The sequence below is a fragment of the Stenotrophomonas sp. STEN240 genome (assembly GCF_056756175.1).
On the sequence record NZ_JBRRBO010000063.1, the window covers coordinates 1 to 17,384 of the forward strand.

17 protein-coding genes are annotated in these 17,384 nt (G+C 63.8%); 6 read left to right on the forward strand and 11 right to left on the reverse strand.

What is annotated here, in order from left to right:
• Window positions 1-228: 228 nt before the first annotated feature.
• The 5 genes from ACVOKO_RS18195 to purM all read right to left on the reverse strand — a co-directional run bounded on the left by ACVOKO_RS18195 (window position 229) and on the right by purM (window position 4,102).
• Window positions 229-912: a DUF3108 domain-containing protein gene (locus tag ACVOKO_RS18195; protein WP_346500564.1), complete on the reverse strand. Its 684-nt coding sequence runs from the start codon at window positions 910-912 to the stop codon at window positions 229-231.
• 2 nt (window positions 913-914) lie between these two features.
• A complete protein-coding gene (locus tag ACVOKO_RS18200; protein ID WP_346500566.1) occupies window positions 915-1,703 on the reverse strand; it encodes a DUF3108 domain-containing protein in 789 nt (262 codons plus the stop codon).
• A gap of 63 nt (window positions 1,704-1,766) precedes the next feature.
• Window positions 1,767-2,426 carry a phosphoribosylglycinamide formyltransferase gene (purN, locus tag ACVOKO_RS18205; protein WP_346500568.1) on the reverse strand — a complete coding sequence of 220 codons (660 nt, stop codon included), beginning with the start codon at window positions 2,424-2,426 and terminating at the stop codon, window positions 1,767-1,769.
• On the reverse strand, window positions 2,423-3,031 hold the full coding sequence (locus ACVOKO_RS18210) for a DUF2238 domain-containing protein (RefSeq protein WP_346500570.1): 609 nt from the start codon (window positions 3,029-3,031) through the stop codon (window positions 2,423-2,425). The genes purN and ACVOKO_RS18210 overlap by 4 nt, the downstream gene beginning before the upstream one ends.
• A 12-nt stretch (window positions 3,032-3,043) precedes the next feature.
• Window positions 3,044-4,102: a phosphoribosylformylglycinamidine cyclo-ligase gene (gene purM / locus ACVOKO_RS18215; protein ID WP_346500572.1), complete on the reverse strand. Its 1,059-nt coding sequence runs from the start codon at window positions 4,100-4,102 to the stop codon at window positions 3,044-3,046.
• A gap of 97 nt (window positions 4,103-4,199) precedes the next feature.
• Here purM and ACVOKO_RS18220 point away from each other — a divergent pair, with 97 nt between their 5' ends.
• The 3 genes from ACVOKO_RS18220 to hda are packed head-to-tail and all read left to right on the forward strand — an operon-like array spanning window position 4,200 to window position 7,206.
• Window positions 4,200-5,336, forward strand: a complete 1,137-nt coding sequence (locus ACVOKO_RS18220; protein WP_346500574.1) for a DUF2066 domain-containing protein — start codon at window positions 4,200-4,202, stop codon at window positions 5,334-5,336.
• Window positions 5,333-6,508 carry an AI-2E family transporter gene (locus tag ACVOKO_RS18225; RefSeq protein ID WP_430980815.1) on the forward strand — a complete coding sequence of 392 codons (1,176 nt, stop codon included), beginning with the start codon at window positions 5,333-5,335 and terminating at the stop codon, window positions 6,506-6,508. The genes ACVOKO_RS18220 and ACVOKO_RS18225 overlap by 4 nt, the downstream gene beginning before the upstream one ends.
• Entirely contained in the window at window positions 6,505-7,206 is a 702-nt protein-coding gene (gene hda, locus ACVOKO_RS18230; protein WP_346500576.1) for a DnaA regulatory inactivator Hda, read from the forward strand. Before ACVOKO_RS18225 ends, hda begins: the two co-directional genes overlap by 4 nt.
• A gap of 15 nt (window positions 7,207-7,221) precedes the next feature.
• On the opposite strand, the gene ACVOKO_RS18235 is transcribed toward hda, so the two are convergent.
• The 5 genes from ACVOKO_RS18235 to ACVOKO_RS18255 form a co-directional block, all read right to left on the reverse strand.
• Window positions 7,222-7,437 carry a hypothetical protein gene (locus ACVOKO_RS18235; RefSeq protein WP_346500578.1) on the reverse strand — a complete coding sequence of 72 codons (216 nt, stop codon included), beginning with the start codon at window positions 7,435-7,437 and terminating at the stop codon, window positions 7,222-7,224.
• A gap of 593 nt (window positions 7,438-8,030) precedes the next feature.
• Window positions 8,031-8,732, reverse strand: a complete 702-nt coding sequence (murU, locus tag ACVOKO_RS18240; protein WP_346500580.1) for an N-acetylmuramate alpha-1-phosphate uridylyltransferase MurU — start codon at window positions 8,730-8,732, stop codon at window positions 8,031-8,033.
• Entirely contained in the window at window positions 8,729-9,739 is a 1,011-nt protein-coding gene (locus ACVOKO_RS18245; protein ID WP_346500582.1) for an aminoglycoside phosphotransferase family protein, read from the reverse strand. Before ACVOKO_RS18245 ends, murU begins: the two co-directional genes overlap by 4 nt.
• A gap of 45 nt (window positions 9,740-9,784) precedes the next feature.
• Window positions 9,785-10,060, reverse strand: a complete 276-nt coding sequence (locus ACVOKO_RS18250; RefSeq protein ID WP_346500584.1) for a GlsB/YeaQ/YmgE family stress response membrane protein — start codon at window positions 10,058-10,060, stop codon at window positions 9,785-9,787.
• 79 nt (window positions 10,061-10,139) lie between these two features.
• Window positions 10,140-11,633: a M20 family metallopeptidase gene (locus ACVOKO_RS18255; protein WP_346500586.1), complete on the reverse strand. Its 1,494-nt coding sequence runs from the start codon at window positions 11,631-11,633 to the stop codon at window positions 10,140-10,142.
• Between the two features lie 232 nt (window positions 11,634-11,865).
• On the opposite strand from ACVOKO_RS18255, the gene ACVOKO_RS18260 reads away from it, so the two are divergent.
• Window positions 11,866-12,198 (forward strand): ComEA family DNA-binding protein, encoded by a 333-nt coding sequence (locus ACVOKO_RS18260; RefSeq protein WP_346500588.1) that lies wholly within the window; start codon window positions 11,866-11,868, stop codon window positions 12,196-12,198.
• Between the two features lie 1,050 nt (window positions 12,199-13,248).
• Here ACVOKO_RS18260 and ACVOKO_RS18265 read toward each other — a convergent pair.
• The gene (locus ACVOKO_RS18265) at window positions 13,249-14,655 is read right to left on the reverse strand and encodes a GntP family permease (RefSeq protein WP_346500590.1); all 1,407 of its coding nucleotides are present in this window, start codon (window positions 14,653-14,655) and stop codon (window positions 13,249-13,251) included.
• A 162-nt stretch (window positions 14,656-14,817) separates the two neighbouring features.
• Between ACVOKO_RS18265 and ACVOKO_RS18270 the strand changes: the two genes are divergently transcribed.
• Both ACVOKO_RS18270 and ACVOKO_RS18275 read left to right on the forward strand, forming a co-directional pair.
• Entirely contained in the window at window positions 14,818-17,058 is a 2,241-nt protein-coding gene (locus ACVOKO_RS18270; RefSeq protein ID WP_346500592.1) for a TonB-dependent receptor, read from the forward strand.
• An 84-nt stretch (window positions 17,059-17,142) separates the two neighbouring features.
• The coding region (locus ACVOKO_RS18275; RefSeq protein ID WP_346500594.1) for a hypothetical protein at window positions 17,143-17,384 on the forward strand (242 nt) is incomplete at its 3' end.

Sequence of the window (17,384 nt, forward strand, 5' to 3'; positions counted from 1 at the left end):
GGGAGGCCCGCTTTGCGTCCCGGTCGCCCCCTCTCACTGCTCCCGCCCTGGCCCTTCGCTCTGGGGTGGGTTGGTGAGGGGTAAGCTTTTCGCGCGCTGCCGCAGTTTTAGCTTCGCGGCTTACGCCGCTCCCACAACGCGCCGCTGTAGTGCCGAGCCATGCTCGGCAGGGGCGTTACCGGTAGAACCCATTGCCGAGCATGGCTCGGCACTACCTCTACCTCTGGCTTACTGGATCGACTTGATGGTCAGGTCCAGGGCGTCCTGGCCGTTTTCGCGCTGCAGCAGGCGTGCCGGTACCGGCATGCCGGGGACGATCCACGCGATCTGTTCCTTGTTGCCGTCCACGCGCGACACCTTGGTGGCTTCCTGCTGCTTGCCGGCAATGGTCATGGTTTCCTTGCCGATCACCCGGTAGGTCATCGGCTTGATGCGGCCATCGTCGACCATGCGGTAGTTCAGCGGTTTGCCATCGGTGACGTCGCGGGCGATCGCCAGGTTGATCAGCAAGGCGTCCATGTCGCCGTTCTGCAGGCGGATCGGGCCGGCGCGGTCGGGCTTCACATCGCCGGTCCAGGTGGCCTGGTTGCTGCCCCAGTCATAGCGTGCATCCACCTGCTTGCGCTTGATCAGCACCACTGAACGGTCGTGGCTGCTGAGCGGGCGCAGTTTGCCGCCGTGCTCGTCGAACACGGTCGCCTGGCTCAGGTCGGCCATCGGGTTCTTGATCTGCAGGCTGTAACGCCACTGATTGTTACCGGCCGGAGCGACCGTCATCACACCGTTGGCCTGCATGCCCATGTAGCTGGCCTGGTAATTGGCCGTGAACGGCTCAATCGCCAATGCCGGCAAGCTGGCCGCGGTCAAGGCGGCGGCCGCGAGGAAACGCAGGGGGCTACGGGAATGCTTCATGCTCAGGCTCCTTGATATTCGATCAGGCGCAGGTCGATCTCGTCCTGCCCATCTTTGCGTTGCAGGATGCGCACCGGCGTAGGTACGCCGTTGGCAATCCACAGGATGGTTTCATCATTGCCGCCATTGGTGCGGTAGACCCGCAAGGCGTCATAGCTGAGATCACCCACCTGTACGTTTTCGGTGGTGTCTGCGGCGCGGTACTCGTACTGACGCACACGGCCGACATCGACATAGCGGTACTGCAGGGCCTGGCCCGGTCGCGCATCGCGCATCAGGGACAGGTTCAACAGCAAGGCACTCTGGTCGCCGCGCTGCAACGGGATAGGCCGTTGCCGCTCGTCCTTCAGATCACCCTGCCACTGCGCGGTACCTGCCTGCCAGTTATAGACGCCGGTGACTTTCTTGCTCATGAACAGGGCTTTTTTGACCGTGCTCTGGCTCAGTGGCGTGTAAACGCTGCCTTCGTTGGTGAAGACATTGCTCTGTTCGATGTTCAGGCCGAGCACGCTGGCGAAGCCACGCTTGCCGCGCACCGCCAAGTCCACCCGCCATTGGCTGTCGTTGTTGTGGGTCACGCGCATGGTGGCGTCGCCGGCTTCCTTGCCCTTGTAGAAGGCCTGGTAGGTAGCGACGAAAGGTTCCAGTGCGGGCGGGGTCCACTCCAGCGCCGGCAATGCCGGTGCCACGGGCGCCTGTGCCGGCGCGGGGGCAGGCGTTTCCTGGGCGTGGCTGACCGCTGATACCAGCAGGGCGGTCAACAGCATTGGTTTGAAGAGCGCTATGGCCATGCGAGGAAGAAGGCAGGAGAGAGGGGAGATCATGCCAAACCACACATCAGCAGCATGTGCGGATCAGCGGCGGAGGGTTCCGGCGGAATCTAGGCGCAATGGACTAAACAGGGAATGACCGTCGACCTGAACCACACCGTCCTGTTCAGCCACGCGCCCGCCGACCAGCAGCTGAACGCTGGCCAGCAGCAAGGGGTGTTCGACCGCCAGCACGCGTTTTGCCAGCGTTTCGGCACTGTCTCCCGGCAACACCGGTACACGGGCCTGGGCGATCACCGCGCCGGCATCCAGTTCAGGCACCACGAAATGCACGCTGGCCCCGTGTTCGGCATGGCCGCCTGCAATTGCCTGCGCATGGGTATGCAGGCCTTTGTGCAGCGGCAGCAGCGATGGATGGATATTGATCAGGCGGCCGTTGAAGCGCTGCACGAAGGCAGCGCCGAGGATGCGCATATAGCCGGCACAGAGGATCCAATCCGGCTGGCTGGCAGCCAGCGCATCGGCCAGTGCATCGTCAAAGGCTTCGCGGTCGGCGAAATCCTTGGGGGGGCGCGCCCAGCGCTGCTCCGGCGCGACCTTGTCCAGCGCGGCAGCAGTGGGTTTGTCGGAGAACACGCCGACAATCTGTGCATGAAGCTGGCCTGCGGCAATCGCATCGAGCAGGCATTGCAGGTTGCTGCCGCGCCCGGAGGCAAGCACGGCAAGGCGCGGCAGCTCACTCATGCGCGGGATTTCCGCAGCAGTGGCCACAGCGCCAGGCTGCCGAGGGTAGCCAACAGCATGTCGGCATGCGCATCCCAGATGTCACCCTGCTGGCCGTTGTAGGCTTCGGCCGCTTCCGGCGACAGCGCAAGCGCGATGCCCCATTCCAGCCATTCGTAGGCCAGGCTGCTGCACATGATGGTCATCACCGCCAGCGTGAACGCCTGGCCCAGGCGCAGGGCCGGCCAGCTGTGACGGGCCAGCTGGGTCAGCGCCGGGGTGAAGCAGATGCCGTACAGCAGGTGGATCAGCCGGTCGAAATGATTGCGCTCCCAGCCGAACGCCGCATTCGGCGACCAGCCGAACACGGCCTGCGCCCATTGGTCATACGGGACGTTGGAATAAAGCCAACGTGCGCCGATGCAATGCAGGACGATGAAGCCGCAGATCGCCACGAACGCGCCGCAGCCCAGCTGCCAGCGGCGGTCCACCCACCACAGCGCGAGCAGGCCGACCACGGTCAGCGAGCTGTGCAGGGCCTGTTCCACAGGCCATAGCGGTTTGATCCAGGTAAGCGCGAATACAACAAGCACGCCGATGAAGGCGGCCTTCTTGGCGGCTGTCATGGAGGCGTTGGCTCAGCCGATGTGGACGCGTTCAGCGCCGTTTTCAGCCACCACTTCACCAATCTGCCAATGCGCCAGGCCCAGCGTATCCAGCGTGCCGTTGATGGCGGCCACCTGGTCGGCCGGCACCAGCAGCACGAAACCGATGCCGCAGTTGAAGGTGCGCCACATTTCGCTGTCGGCCACATTGCCTTCGCGCTGCAGCCACTGGAACACCGGCGGCAACGTCCAGCTGCTGGCGTCGATGTTCAGGCCCAGGCCTTCAGGCACCACGCGGATGATGTTTTCGGTCAGGCCGCCGCCGGTGACGTGGGCCATGCCGTGCACGGCCGCGCCGTGGGTCTTGAGCAGCGACAGGATCGGCTTGACGTACAGACGGGTCGGCGCCATCAGCGCATCGACCAGCTTGACGCCGTCTTCCAGCACCAGCTCGGCCGGGCTGCCGGCGCGTTCATAGATGCGGCGTACCAGCGAATAACCGTTGGAGTGCGGGCCGGAGGAGGCAATGCCGATCAGCACGTCACCCAAGGCAACGGCCGAGCCGTCCTTCAGCTCGCTCTTTTCCACGCCGGCGACGGTGAAGCCGGCCAGGTCGTATTCGCCCGGGGCGTACATGTCGGGCATTTCAGCGGTTTCGCCGCCGATCAGCGCGCAACCGGCCTCGGTGCAGCCATTGGCAATGCCGCCGACCACGGCCGCAGCGGTGTCGATGTCGAGCTTGCCGGTGGCGAAATAATCCAGGAAGAACAGCGGTTCAGCACCCTGCACCAGCACGTCGTTGACGCACATGGCGACCAGATCGATGCCGATCGTGTCGTGCCGGCCCAGCTGTTGTGCCAGCTTCAGCTTGGTGCCGACGCCGTCGGTGCCGGACACCAGGACCGGCTCGCGATACTTGTTGGAGAGGTCGAACAAGGCGCCGAAGCCGCCGAGTCCGCCCATCACCTCCGGGCGGAAGCTGCGCTTTACCAGCGGCTTGATGCGCTCGACCAGTTCGTTGCCTGCGTCGATGTCGACACCGGCGTCACGGTAGGTCAGGGGGGAGTTGGCAGAGGTCGAGGGGCTGGTCACGGGCGGCTGCACTGGCGGGGTGAACGGGCGATTTTAACAGGCCACGTTGGCGTGAAGGCCCCATTCGGGCAACAATTCCCTCCGGAATCGTCGAGCAATGGAAATTTCAATGCGCCGCAGCCTGGTCACAATCCTGTTTCTGGCGCTCTGCCTGCCAATTTCACTGGTGCAGGCACAGTCGTCCGGCATGCGTACCGAAGGGGACGTAGCCGGCGCCCGCAGTGCCTATGAGGCCGAAGTGCCGGTCAACAGCCAAAGCGAGGCCGATCGCAGCGGCGGGCTGGCGCGCGCGCTGGGCGCGGTGCTGGCCAAACTGTCGGGCGACCGCAGCGCCTTGGCGCGGCCGGGCGTCGCGCAGGCCCTGCGCAGCGCCAAGGACATGGTCGAGAGCTACGACTACCGCCAGGACCAGAGCGTCAGCGCCAGCGGCGCACCGAGCTTCCGCACCATGCTGGTGGCGCGTTTCCGCCAGGATGACGTCGATGGGCTGGTGGCTGCGCTGGGTTTGCCGGTATGGCCGCAGCCGCGTCCCAAGCCGGTGGTGTGGCTGGCCATCGACGATGGCAGCGGCCCGCGTCTGGTCGGGGTGCCGCAGTCCAATGCGGCGCGGCCCTTGCTGGATCGCGCGGTCGAACGCGGCTTCAAGCTGGGCTTGCCTGCCGGCGGCGCGGCCGAGCAGGCGCTGGTAGGCGCGATCTGGCGCCAGGACACCGCCGCGGTGGCGCGGGCTTCGGCCCGTTATTCGCCGCCGATGCAGCTGGTAGGCAAGTTGTACCGCGGCAAGGGCGGCGGTTGGGTTGCCGATTGGGTGTTTGTCGACAATGGCCGGGAGCTGTCCAAGTGGACCACCAACGACGCCGATGCACGGCGCGCGATGGTGGCTGGCGCCGACGGCGCCGCTGACGCGCTGGTGCGGCGCTATGCAAAGGCCCCGGCAGCGGGCGCTGCAGGCGTCTACCGCATCGTGGTCAGTGGCATCCGTAGCGCCGATGACTATCTGCGACTGGCGGCGACCTTGCAGCGAGTGGCTGTGGTCAAGTCGATCATCCCGATCCAGGCCTCGGGCGACCGTCTGGAGCTGGATGTCGAGCTGATGAGCGGCTTGCCTGGCTTCAACCGCATGCTGGGCAGCGACGCTGCACTGCAGCCGGTGGGTGCGGTAGCCGACGACGATGCCGAAGCAGGCACCGATCAGAGCAGCGGCACCCGCCGCGCGGAGTACCGCATCCGATGAGTACTGATACAGCGGAAATGGAAATCGCGCTGTTTCTGCGCCGCCTCAAATGGGTTGTGTTGACCGCGTTCGGGCTGTGGGTGACCTGGCTGCTGGCGCCGGTGCTGACCCCGTTCGTGGTCGCCTTGATGCTGGCCTGGCTGGGCGATCCGCTGGTGGACCGGCTGGAAGCCAGCGGGCGTTCGCGCAACACCGCGGTGGTGCTGGTATTCGTGCTGATGATCCTGCTGCTGGCCTTGGCGCTGCTGATTCTGGTGCCCTTGATCCAGCGCCAGATCATCACCCTGGTCGCCGCCCTGCCTCAAGGGCAGGAGTGGCTGATGGATACCGCCATTCCGTGGATCGAGCAGAAAACCGGTCTGGAGATCATGGCCTGGCTGGACCCTGGCCGCCTGTTTGACTGGGTACGCAGCCATTGGCAGCAGGCCGGCGGCGTTGCCACCACGTTCTTCGGCTACGTGTCGCGCTCGGGTTTTGCGATGGTGGCCTGGGTGATCAACCTGGCCCTGTTGCCGATCCTGGCGTATTACTTCCTGCGTGACTGGGACAAGTTGGTCGAGCGGGTTGCATCCCTGATCCCGCGCAACCATATCGAAGTGGTGTCGCGGCTGGCGCGTGAGTCCAACGATGTGCTGGGCGCCTTCATCCGCGGGCAGATCGTGGTGATGATCGCCTTGGGCATCGTCTATGCGGCGGGCTTGAGCCTGGTCGGCTTGAACCTGGGGTTGTTGATCGGGCTGATTGCCGGTTTGATCAGCTTCATCCCATACCTGGGCGCAACCACCGGTGTGGTGCTGGCGGTGCTGGCGGCATTGGTGCAGTCGCAGGGTTTTGACCTGCAATTGCTGGTAATGGTGGGTGTTGTCTTCACCGTTGGCCAGCTGTTGGAAAGTTATGTGCTGACGCCGCGCATCGTCGGTGACAAAATTGGCCTGCACCCGGTTGCGGTGATTTTTGCAGTGATGGCAGGCGGTCAGTTGTTTGGATTCCTGGGAATGCTGCTGGCACTGCCAGCGGCGGCGGTGATCAACGTCCTGTTGCGCTATGCGCACCAGCGTTATCGCCAAAGTGAGTTGTACGCCGGCCATGGGCCGACGATTGTCCTGGATCCGCGCAGCATCGAGGTGCCGGCGGATCTGAGCATCGTGTCGAAGGATGTAGAAATTAAGTGAGTGTGCCGCAGTTACCGCTGGCCTTGCGTTACCCGCCAGACCAGCGCTTTGAGACGTTCATCGGTGCACCGGAAGGCGCGCTGGCGCAGCTGCGCGCCGTCGCCAATGGCAGCAGCAAGGATTGGATCTATCTGGTCGGCGCTGGTGCCACCGGCAAGACCCATCTGGCCCTGGCCACCTGCGCCGCTGCGTTGCAGGCCGGGCGACGGCCTGCCTATCTGCCATTGCAGGCGGCAGGCACGCGCCTGCAGGACGCCCTGGAAGCACTGGAAGGGCACGATGTGCTGGCGCTGGACGGACTGGAATACGTTGCCGGCCGCCGCGAACAGGAAGTGACCCTGTTCGAGTTCCACAACCGCGCCCGCGCCGCCGATGTGACCGTTATCTACACCTCGCGGCTGCCGCCCGATGGCCTCGGCCTGGTGCTGCCGGATCTGCGCTCGCGGCTGTCGCAATGCAGCCGCATCACCCTGGAGCCGCTGGATGCCGAAGGCCGTGGCGCAGTGCTGCGCGAGCGTTCGGTGCGTCGTGGGCTGGTGATGGATGAGGCGACGCTGGACTGGTTGCTGACCCGCACCGGCCGCGATCTGAGCGGACTGGTGACCTTGCTGGAAAGGCTGGACCGTGAATCGCTTGCGGCAAAGCGGCGCATTACGGTGCCGTTCCTGAAGCGGGTATTGGAGAACGGGCCGGGCTGATAGCGCGGTTCGGGATCAAATTTTTTGTGGGAACGGTGCAAGTCGCGAAGCTGATGCCGCATCCACAGACAAAAATGCCTGCAATCGCAGGCATTTTTGCATCTGAGGTTTCAGTTGTTTCGCGGCTGACGCCGCTCCCACAAAACTGGCGGGCTGCTTGGGCTTTTGTAGGAGCGGCGTAAGCCGCGAAGCTGGCAATGCAACAACAGCCAGGCTTGCCTGCGATTGCATGCAACGCTGCTTCTGATCCTGCAGTGGCCTCGCGGTTTACACCGCTCCTACAGAGGAACGCGCCGGCTGTTGTAGGAGCGGCGTAAGCCGCGAAGCTGGCAATGCAACAGCAACCAGTCTTGCCTGCGATTGCATGCAACGCTGTTTCTGATTCTGCAGTGGCTTCGCGGTTTACACCGCTCCCACAAAGGAAGGAACGCGCGGGCTTTTGTAGGAGCGGCGTAAGCCGCGAAGCTGGCAATGCAACAGCAGCCAGGCTTGCTTGCGATTGCAGGCAACGCTGTTTCTGATCCTGCAGTGGCTTCGCGGTTTACACCGCTCCCACAAAGGAGCGCGCTGGCTGTTGTAGGAGCGGCGTAAGCCGCGAAGCTGGCAATGCAACAGCAGCCAGTCTTGCCTGCGATTGCACATGCGACGCTGTTTCTGATCCTGCAGTGGCTTCGCGGTTTACACCGCTCCCACAAAGGAGCGCGCTGGCTGTTGTGGGAGCGGCATCAGCCGCGAAGCTGGCGCCGCATCCGCAAACAAAGATGCCTGCAATTGCAGGCATCTCTGGGTCGGAACCTTCGCTGGCTTCGCGGCTTATGCCGCTCCTACAAAAGCTGGTTTTCCAGCTGCTGCAGGCGCTCGGGGGTGCCTACGTCGGTCCAGCGGCCTTGGTGATACTGGCCGCTGATGCTTTTGCTGGCCATCGCGGCACGCAGCAAGGGCGCCAGTTTGAAGCGTGGCGGGGTTTCCGCGCTGCCGTCTGCATCGCCAATCACTGATTGCCAGCCCTGCAGCAACTGCGGCCGGTACACGCCGATACCGGCAAAGGTCAGGCGCGCTTGTTCGCCGCTGTCGTGCAGCTGCCCATCGGCGCTCAAGACGAAATCACCACGCGGGTGCTGCACGGGGTTGTCGACCATGACCAGATGCGCGTTGCCCTTCGGCTCCAGCGGCAACGTAGCAAAATCAAAATCACTCCAGATATCACCGTTGATCGCCAGGAAGGGCGCATCGCCAAGCAGTGGCAAGGCGTTGTGCATGCCGCCACCGGTTTCCAGCGGCACCGGGCCTTCGTGCAGATAATGCAGGCGCAGGTTCCAGCGACTGCCATCGCCCAATCGCTCGGGGAACTGTGCGGCCAACCAACTGGTGTTGATCACTACATCGTTGATGCCCAACGCAGCCAGGCGCTGCAGATGCCATTCGATCAACGGCACACCGGCCACCGGCAACAGCGGCTTGGGCGTGTGATCGGTGAGCGGGCGCATGCGCTCGCCGAGCCCGGCGGCAAAGATCAAGGCCTTCATGCTGGAGCCTTGGCGGCCATCGCCGGCTTGAAGCGCCGCTCGAACAACTCCTGCAACGGTGCCAGCTCCGGATAGCGCGGCAGCACTTCATCCAGATAGCGGATGAAACGCGGTGCGTCCTCGAAGTAATGGCCCTTGCCGTCTCGGTCACGCAGGCGCACGAAGATGCCGAGGATTTTCAGATGACGCTGCACGCCCATCCAGTCTGCATCGCGCAGGAACTGCGGCCATGGCCGCAGCGGCAGGCCGGCAGCGCTGGCCTTGGCGTGATAGCGCGCAAGCCAGGCGTCGACTTTCTCCAGCGGCCAACTCAGGAAGGCGTCCTTGAACAGACTGGCCGGGTCGTAGGCGATCGGCCCGCTTACCAGGTCCTGGAAATCCAGCACCGCCGGACCATCGTCGACCGGCATCAGGTTGCGCGGCATGAAATCGCGATGGGTCAGCACCTGCGGTTGGTTCAGGGCATTGTCCATCAAGCGCCGCTGCACCAGCTGCAGCTGCTCGCTTTCGCCGCAGTCCAGCTGCAGGCCCAGATGACGCTGCACGAACCAATCTTCAAACAGCCCCGCATCGCGTTGCAGCAGCGCTTCGCCGAATGTGCCCATGCCTTCGGGGACGGGAATCGATTGCAGCCGGATCAGCTGCGCGAAGCTGGCCTCGAACCACGCATCGGCCGTGTCATCGGTGATGAAGCGGGCGAGGGTGGGGCCGCCCAGGTCTTCCAGCAACAGGAAGCCGTTGTCGAGATCGCGCGCCAATACCTGCGGCACGCGCACGCTGTTGGTCTCCAACAGGTCGTGCATGCGCAGCCACGGGCGCACATCTTCCAGGCCCGGCGGCGAATCCATCACGATGTGGCTGCCGCGCGTGCTGGTGGTTCGCCAGTAGCTGCGGAAGCCGGCATCGACCGATGCGCGTTCCAGGGTGGAGGCGGGGTCGCCGAGCGCGGCGGCTGCCCACTGCCGGCGTTGTTCGGTGCGCAGTGGATCGGAAGCGGGATCGTTCATGGACGCTACAAAGTTGCGGCGCCCGCAGGCGCCGTTGGATGGAAATCAGCGCTTCTTGCCGCCGCTGATCAAACGCAGCAGCGCCAGCAGCGCAATCGCGCCGATGATGGCGCCGACGAAGCCGGCCGGCTGTCCTGCCGAATACCAGCCCATCTCACGCCCGAACCAGCCGGCGAATACCGCCCCGGCCACGCCGAGCACGATGGTCAGCAGGCAGCCCATGCGGTTGTTGCCGGGCATGAAGAAGCGCCCCAGCAGGCCGACGAAGAAACCGATCAGGATGATGTACAGCCAGCTGTCGCTGCCAAACAATCCACTCATGTTCTGGTCCTTGGCAAATAAAAACGCAGCCTAGCAAGGCCAGGCTGCGTTCGTCATCCAACCGTCAAACGACAGACGATCAGCAGCAGCCGTGGCCGCCGTGACGGGTACCGCTGTCGGCGGCTACCGGCGAACCGCTGGTCTCACCGCGCAGGCTGGCGGCGTGGTGGTCGAACAGCACCTTGGACACGCAGGAAGTAACGCGCTTGCCCATCGGGATGTGCAGGAACTCGTTCGGACCATGGGCATTGGAATGCGGGCCGAGCACACCGGTGATCATGAACTGCGCACCCGGGAACTTCTCACCCAGCATGCCCATGAACGGGATCGAGCCACCTTCACCCATATACATGGCCGGCTTGCCGAAGAAGGCCTGGCTGGCGGCGTCGATGGACTGCTCCAGCCAGGGGGCCATGGCCGGGGCGTTCCAGCCGGTGGAGGCCTTTTCCAGGTCCAGGCTGACGTGGGCGCCGTTCGGCGGATCACGCAGCAGGGCTTCCTTCAGCAGCTCGCCGCAGACCTTGCCATTGGCGGTCGGCGGCAGGCGCAGCGACAGCTTCACCGAGGTTTCCGGGCGCAGCACGTTGCCGGCCGATTCCAGCGGCGGCATGCCGCCGATGCCGGTGACCGACAGCGCCGGGCGCCAGGTGCGGTTGAGCACCAGCTCGGTCAGCTCCTCGCTCATCGGCTTGAGGCCGTCGACCAGCGGGAACTTGTCGAAGATGGCGGTATCGACCACGTCGGCAGCGCGCTTGGCCTGTTCCAGGCGCTCGGCTGGCACTTCGGTGTGCAGGCCTTCGAGCAGGATGCGGCCGGTCTTCTCGTCCTCGATGCGCGACAGCAGCTGGCGCAGCAGGCGGAAGCTGGACGGCACCACGCCGGAGGCATCGCCGGAGTGCACGCCTTCGTTGAGCACCTTGACCGTGAAGTTGCCGCCGGTCAGGCCGCGCAGCGAGGTGGTGCACCACAGCTGGTCGTAGTTGGCGCAGCCGGAATCCAGGCAGACCACCAGCGACGGCTGGCCGATACGGTCGGCCAGGTGGTCGACGTAGGCCGGCAGGTCGTAGGAACCGGATTCTTCGCAGGCTTCGATCAGGATCACGCAACGGGCGTGCGGCAGGCCCTGCTCCTGCAGTGCCAGCACCGCAGCCAGCGAACCGAAGATGGCATAACCGTCATCGGCGCCACCGCGGCCGTACAGCTTGTCACCGCGCAGCACCGGCTTCCACGGGCCGAGGTCGTCGTCCCAACCGGTCATTTCCGGCTGCTTGTCCAGGTGGCCATAGAGCAGCACGGTGTCGTCGCCGGTTTCCGGGCCGGTGGCCGGGATTTCCAGGAACAGCAGCGGGGTGCGGCCTTCAAGGCGCACCACCTCGACCTGCAGGCCGGGGATGGTCTGCGCCTTGGCCCAGCTCTCCATCAGATTCACGGCCTGATCCATATAGCCGTTGGCGACCCAATTGGCGTCGAACATCGGCGACTTGTTGGGGATACGGATGTAATCGACCAGTTGCGGGACGATGTCGTTGTCCCACTTGTCGCTTAGAAATTGGCCGATTTTGGCGCTGTCCATCTGGATCTCCGGTAGAAATGTCAGGTGTAACCATTCTACGCCGCTCCCTTGTTCTGCGGGCTTGCGACGGTTTCATCAGTAAATTTTGTAGGACTTTTCCTACAAGAGCCCGGGGGGTTGGCTGGCTGCCTGCCCGGCGTGCTGCGGATATTCTAGGTTCATGTGGCGCGGGACACTGATTCGGCCGGCGGGATAGCCGCCAATCAGCCAACAAGCCACAAGGAGTACAGCGATGAAGCTTTTTACCGTGACGCTGCAGTCTCTGATTCTTGCATTGTTATTGACGCTTACGGCTCAGGCCAAGGACAAGCTCGATATCAATACCGCCTCTGCGGCGGAGCTGAATCAGGCGCTGGTGAACGTTGGCCCTTCCAAGGCGCAGGCGATCATCGAGCACCGACAGGCCAACGGACCGTTCAAAAGTGTCGAGGAACTGGCACTGGTGAAGGGAATCGGATTGAAGACGGTCGAAAGGAATCGTGACCTGATCGAGGCAAGGGCCGGAGCTGCCCCTGCCAAGAAAGCTGCCGGGACGGTAGCTGTGCAGCCGGTTGAGAGGCGCTGAGCGGAAGGAATCGGATAGTGACCCGTCAGGAAGGCGGATCACCGGGAACCCAAGAAGGGCAGGATGCTGGGGGCTGGCAGGATGCCAACAAGGATGTGAGGTCGTCCGGTGTTGCACAGTGACGTGCAGCCGGGCGATTTTTCTGTCTGTGCTCTTTGGAAACGGCAAGGCCCGGGGAAACCCGGGCCTTGCTGGTTTCTGGGCGTTGAGCTGGAAAATGGGATTGGGGATTGGGGATCCGCGATCCGGGATCCGGGATCCGGGATCCGGAAAAGCCGGGATTCGGACCTTGCGACTCGGCTGCCCGGCTGCCCGGCTGCTGCTGGGGCTGCGGTTGTTTGTAGGAGCGGCGTGAGCCGCGAAGCTGGTAGTGCCGAGGCGATTGGCAGCTGGGCGATCTGATTTTGTATCTGCTTCGCGGCTGATGCCGCTCCTTCAAAAAGCCCGTCCGCCCGGTCAATGTGGTCTGGGCGCGCTGCGCTTAGCCGAGCTGCGGTTGTTTGTAGGAGCGGCGTGAGCCGCGAAGCTGGTAGTGCCGAGGCGGCTGGCTGCTGAGCGATCTGATTTTGTATCTGCCTCGCGGCTAATGCCGCTCCTACAAAAAGCCCGTTCGCGCGGTCAATGTGGCCTGGGCGCGCTGCGCTTAGCCGGAGTACGGATTGCTTGTGGGAGCGGCGTGAGCCGCGAAGCTGGTGGTGCCGAGTGGCTTGGCAGCTGGGCGATCTGATTTTGTATCTGCTTCGCGGCTGATGCCGCTCCTACAAAAAGCCCGTTCGCGCGGTCAATGTGGCCTGGGCGCGCTGCGCTTACCCGGGGCTGCGGTTGTTTGTAGGAGTGGCGTCAGCCGCGAAGCTGGTGGTGTCGAGGCGATCGGCAGCTGAGCGATCTGATTTCGTATCTGCTTCGCGGCTGACGCCGCTCCCACAAAAAGCCAGCCCGCGCGGTCAATCAAAAACCAGTCTTTGCGCGGTCTATTCACCCCGGGTTGATTCGGCTGCGAAACCGCCTCGCGGTGGACTGCCCCGGCTTTGCGCCGGGGCGAGCCGCTGCTTAAACCAGGCCGGTGGCGTAGTACACGCCGATGATCGCGAATACCGCCAAGGTCTTGATGACGGTGATGGCGAAGATGTCCTTGTAGGACTGGCGGTGGGTGAGGCCGGTTACCGCCAGCACGGTGATCACCGCGCCGTTATGCGGAAGCGTGTCCATGCCGCCGGAGGCCATCGCGGCGACCCGGTGCAGCACTTCCATCGGAATCCCCGCCGCCTGTGCATTGGCGATGAAGCTGTCGGCCATGGCGGCCAGCGCGATGCTCATGCCACCGGAGGCCGAGCCGGTGATGCCGGCCATGGCAGTCACCGAAACCGCTTCGTTGACCAGCGGATTGGGGATCGAGCCAAGCGCATTGGCTACCACCAGGAAGCCGGGCAGGGCAGCAATCACCGCGCCGAAGCCGTATTCGGAGGCTGTGTTCATCGACGCCAGCATGGCGCCGCCGATGGCCGATTTGGTGCCCTCGGCGAACGAGGCCACCACCGGTTTCCAGGCAAAGGCGATGACGCTGAGGATGCCCAGCAGCAACGCGCCCTGCACCGCCCAGATCGCCCCCAGCTTCGACACTTCCTGCACCACGGGCGCCGGGTTGCCGATCACGGCCGGTATGAACGACTGGGTTTCACCGTAGAAGCCGGGGATCCAGCGGGTGAGCAGGTAGTTGGCGACGCCGACCAGAATCAGTGGCGCGATCGCGATCAAGGGATGCGCCAGGTTCTGGCCCTGGAACGGTTCCGGCTCGTTGCGCAGTTCTTCGTTGGTACTGGCATAGCCTTCGCCATTGCGTACGGCCACGCGGCGTCGCCATTCCAGATAGCTCATGCCCAGGATCAGGATCACCACCGTGCCGATCACGCCCAGCCACGGCGCAGCCCAGCTGTTGGTGCCGAAGAACGCCGACGGAATGATGTTCTGGATCTGCGGGGTGCCCGGCAGCGCGTCCATGGTGAAGGTGAAGGCGCCCAGTGCGATGGTGCCCGGTATCAGGCGCTTGGGGATGTTGCTCTGGCGGAACAACTCGGCGGCGAACGGGTAGACCGCAAACACCACCACGAACAGCGATACGCCGCCGTAAGTTAGCAGGGCGCAGACCAGCACGATCGACAGCATCGCGCGCTTGGCGCCCACCAGTTTGATGGTGGCGCTGACGATGGACTTGGAAAAGCCCGATACCTCGATCAACTTGCCGAACACCGCGCCCAGCACGAAGACCGGGAAATACAGCTTCAGGAAGCCGACCATCTTGTCCATGAACAAGCCGGTGAACATCGGCTGCACCAGGGTCGGGTCGGTCAGCAGCACCGCGCCCAGCGCCGCCACCGGCGCGAACAGGATCACGCTGTAGCCGCGGTAGGCGACAAACATCAGGAAGCACAGGGCCGCCAATACGATCAGAAACGACATTCAGGGCTCCCGGCCAATACACAGTGCCGGCGAGTATCAGCACCGCGGGCGGTCCGGCCCACTGTACGAAGGGACTATACGCGGCGAGCTAACGCTCCTTTAACGTGCGCTCCATGGCGGCACTCGTATGCCGCTACGTCATACCCGGGAGGAGGGAGACCAATGAAGCGCAAGTATCTGAGTATCGCCATCGGTGGCATTCTGTTGGCGCCTGCTGCATTCGTGCAGGCGCAGGAGCAGCAGGCAGTGCCGGCCGGCACCCAGGCCACGCAGCTGGACGAAGTGACCGTAACCGCACGCCGCCGCACCGAGTCCATCCAGGACGTGCCGGTGGCGGTCAGCGCCTTCGGCGAGGAGCAGATCAAGGATCTGCAGGCCTCGACCGTGGAAGGCCTGCAGGGCGCCGTGCCCAACATGAACATCGCCCAGGGCCGTGGTTCGGCCAATAGCGTCAACGTCTTCATCCGCGGCATCGGCCAGCCCGACGCGCTGCAGACCTTCGACCCGGGCGTGGGCATGTATGTCGATGACGTGTACTACTCGCGCATCAATGGCGCACTGTTCTCGCTGTTCGACATCCAGCAGCTGGAAGTGCTGCGCGGCCCGCAGGGCACGCTGTACGGCAAGAATTCCACCGGCGGCGCGATCAAGCTGACCACCAAGAACCCCTTCGACAATGAAGGCGGCGCGGTGGAAGTGACTGCCGGCGACTACGGTCGCCTGGAAGGCCGCTTCTATGTCTCGGGCAAGCTCAGCGATACGCTGGCCGGCAGCATCGCCGGTGCCAAGATCACCAATGACGGCTACGTCAAGGATGCGGTCACCGGCAAGCGCTACAACGACGACGACACCGAAGCCCTGCGCATGAAGCTGGCCTACAAGCCGACTGATAATTTCAGTGCGGTGTTGTCGCTGGATACCACCAAGCAGGATGCAGCGCTGACCCTGGGCCGGCCGATGGCGCCGTTGCTGCAGACCAGCCTGGCACCGGCTGGCGTGATCGTGCTGCAGCCGGGTGAAACCGGTGAGTGGAACCGCCGCGCACAGACCTCGTTCAAGGACGGCGAAGGCCAGTACCTGAAGCATTCCGGTGCATCGCTGGCGATGGAATGGGAGATCAACGAGCAGTTCATGCTCAAGAGCATCAGCTCCTACCGTAAGCTCAAGACCAAGTCGTATATCGACATCGACGCTTCCGAATACGAGCTGGGCGATGTGCTGGTGGCACTGGACCAGAACCAGAAGAGCCAGGAATTCCAGCTGCATTACGACAACGGCTCCAACCTGCACGCCACCTTTGGCGCGTACTACATGAAGGAGAACGTGCCTTCGTACCAGGAAGCCTATGCCGATGATCTGTTCTCGTTCATGGGCGCGGGTGTGCCGTTCCTGCGCACCATCGACGATGACCTGACCACCACTTCGGTCGCTGCGTTCGCCCACGTCAACTGGGAGTTCGTACCGACCTGGACCGTGGCGGCCGGCGTGCGCTGGACCAAGGACAAGAAGGACTACGACCGCACCACCAGCACGTTCTGGGGTGCGCCGTTCACCGCTTTGAACGGCACGGTTGCCTTCGATGCGAAGGCCTCGTGGACCGCGGTGACGCCGTCCATCAGCCTGCAGAAGGAATTCAGCGATAACCTGATGGGCTATGTGTCGGCCAACCGTGGCTTCAAGTCCGGTGGCTTCAACGGCCGTGCCAACACGGTGTACGACACCGAGCACGCCAAGTTCGATCCCGAGCACGTATGGACCTACGAGCTTGGCCTGAAGGGCAGCAGCGCTGACCACCGCATGCGCGGTACCGCGACTGCGTTCTACAGCAATTACAGCGATTTCCAGGCCCGTGTTTCGCAGGACGTGGGCACCTTCCCGGTGTTGAACGCGGCCAAGCTCAACATCAAGGGCATCGAGCTGGAAGGCAGCGCACTGCTGGGCGAGGCCACCACGCTGAGCGCGCAGTTGGGCTGGATGGACGCCAAGTACGACAGCTTCGAGGACTTCCGCCTTGATCCGTCCTACGCCGGCTACGACCCGAGCGTGAACCACGACCACGTGCCGTTCTCGCCGGATTGGACCGCTCGTGTGGCCCTGCAGCATGTGTTCTCGCTGGGCGACAACGGCAGCCTGACCTTTGGCGGCGACGTGTCCTATCGCGGCGACACCTGGTTGTCGGTGGACAACCGCAAGGTGCTGAGCCAGGACGCTTACACCCTGGTGGGCGCCTACGGCGTATGGGATTCGTCGCAGCTGACCTGGCAGGTCCGCGCCGGCGTGCGCAACCTGACCGACAAGCAGTACAAGACCGAAGGCCAGGAATTTGCCAGCGTCGGCAACATCCAGACCGCGTATTACGGTCTGCCGCGCAACTGGTATGTATCGGTGCGTTACAACTTCTGATGATGGCGCCGGCGACGGCTAGCTGACAGGAAGGCAAAACAGCCCTTTCCCGCATTGCGGGGGAGGGTTTTTGCGTTGCGGCTGGTGCTCAGGTTGTTGCTGTTGCTGTGGCTGTTGCTGTTGCTATGGCTATGGCTGTGGCTGTGGCTGTGGCTGTGGCTGTGGCTATGGCCTTGGTTGTTGCTGTTGCTGTTGCTGTTGCTGTGGCTGTGGCTGTGGCCTTGGCTGTTGCTGTTGCTGTGGCTTCGGCTGTCGCTTGTGCAGCTGCTTTTGCCGTTGCCGTTGCTTGAAGCCCCTCTCCCGCCTGCGGGAGAGGGGTTGGGGTG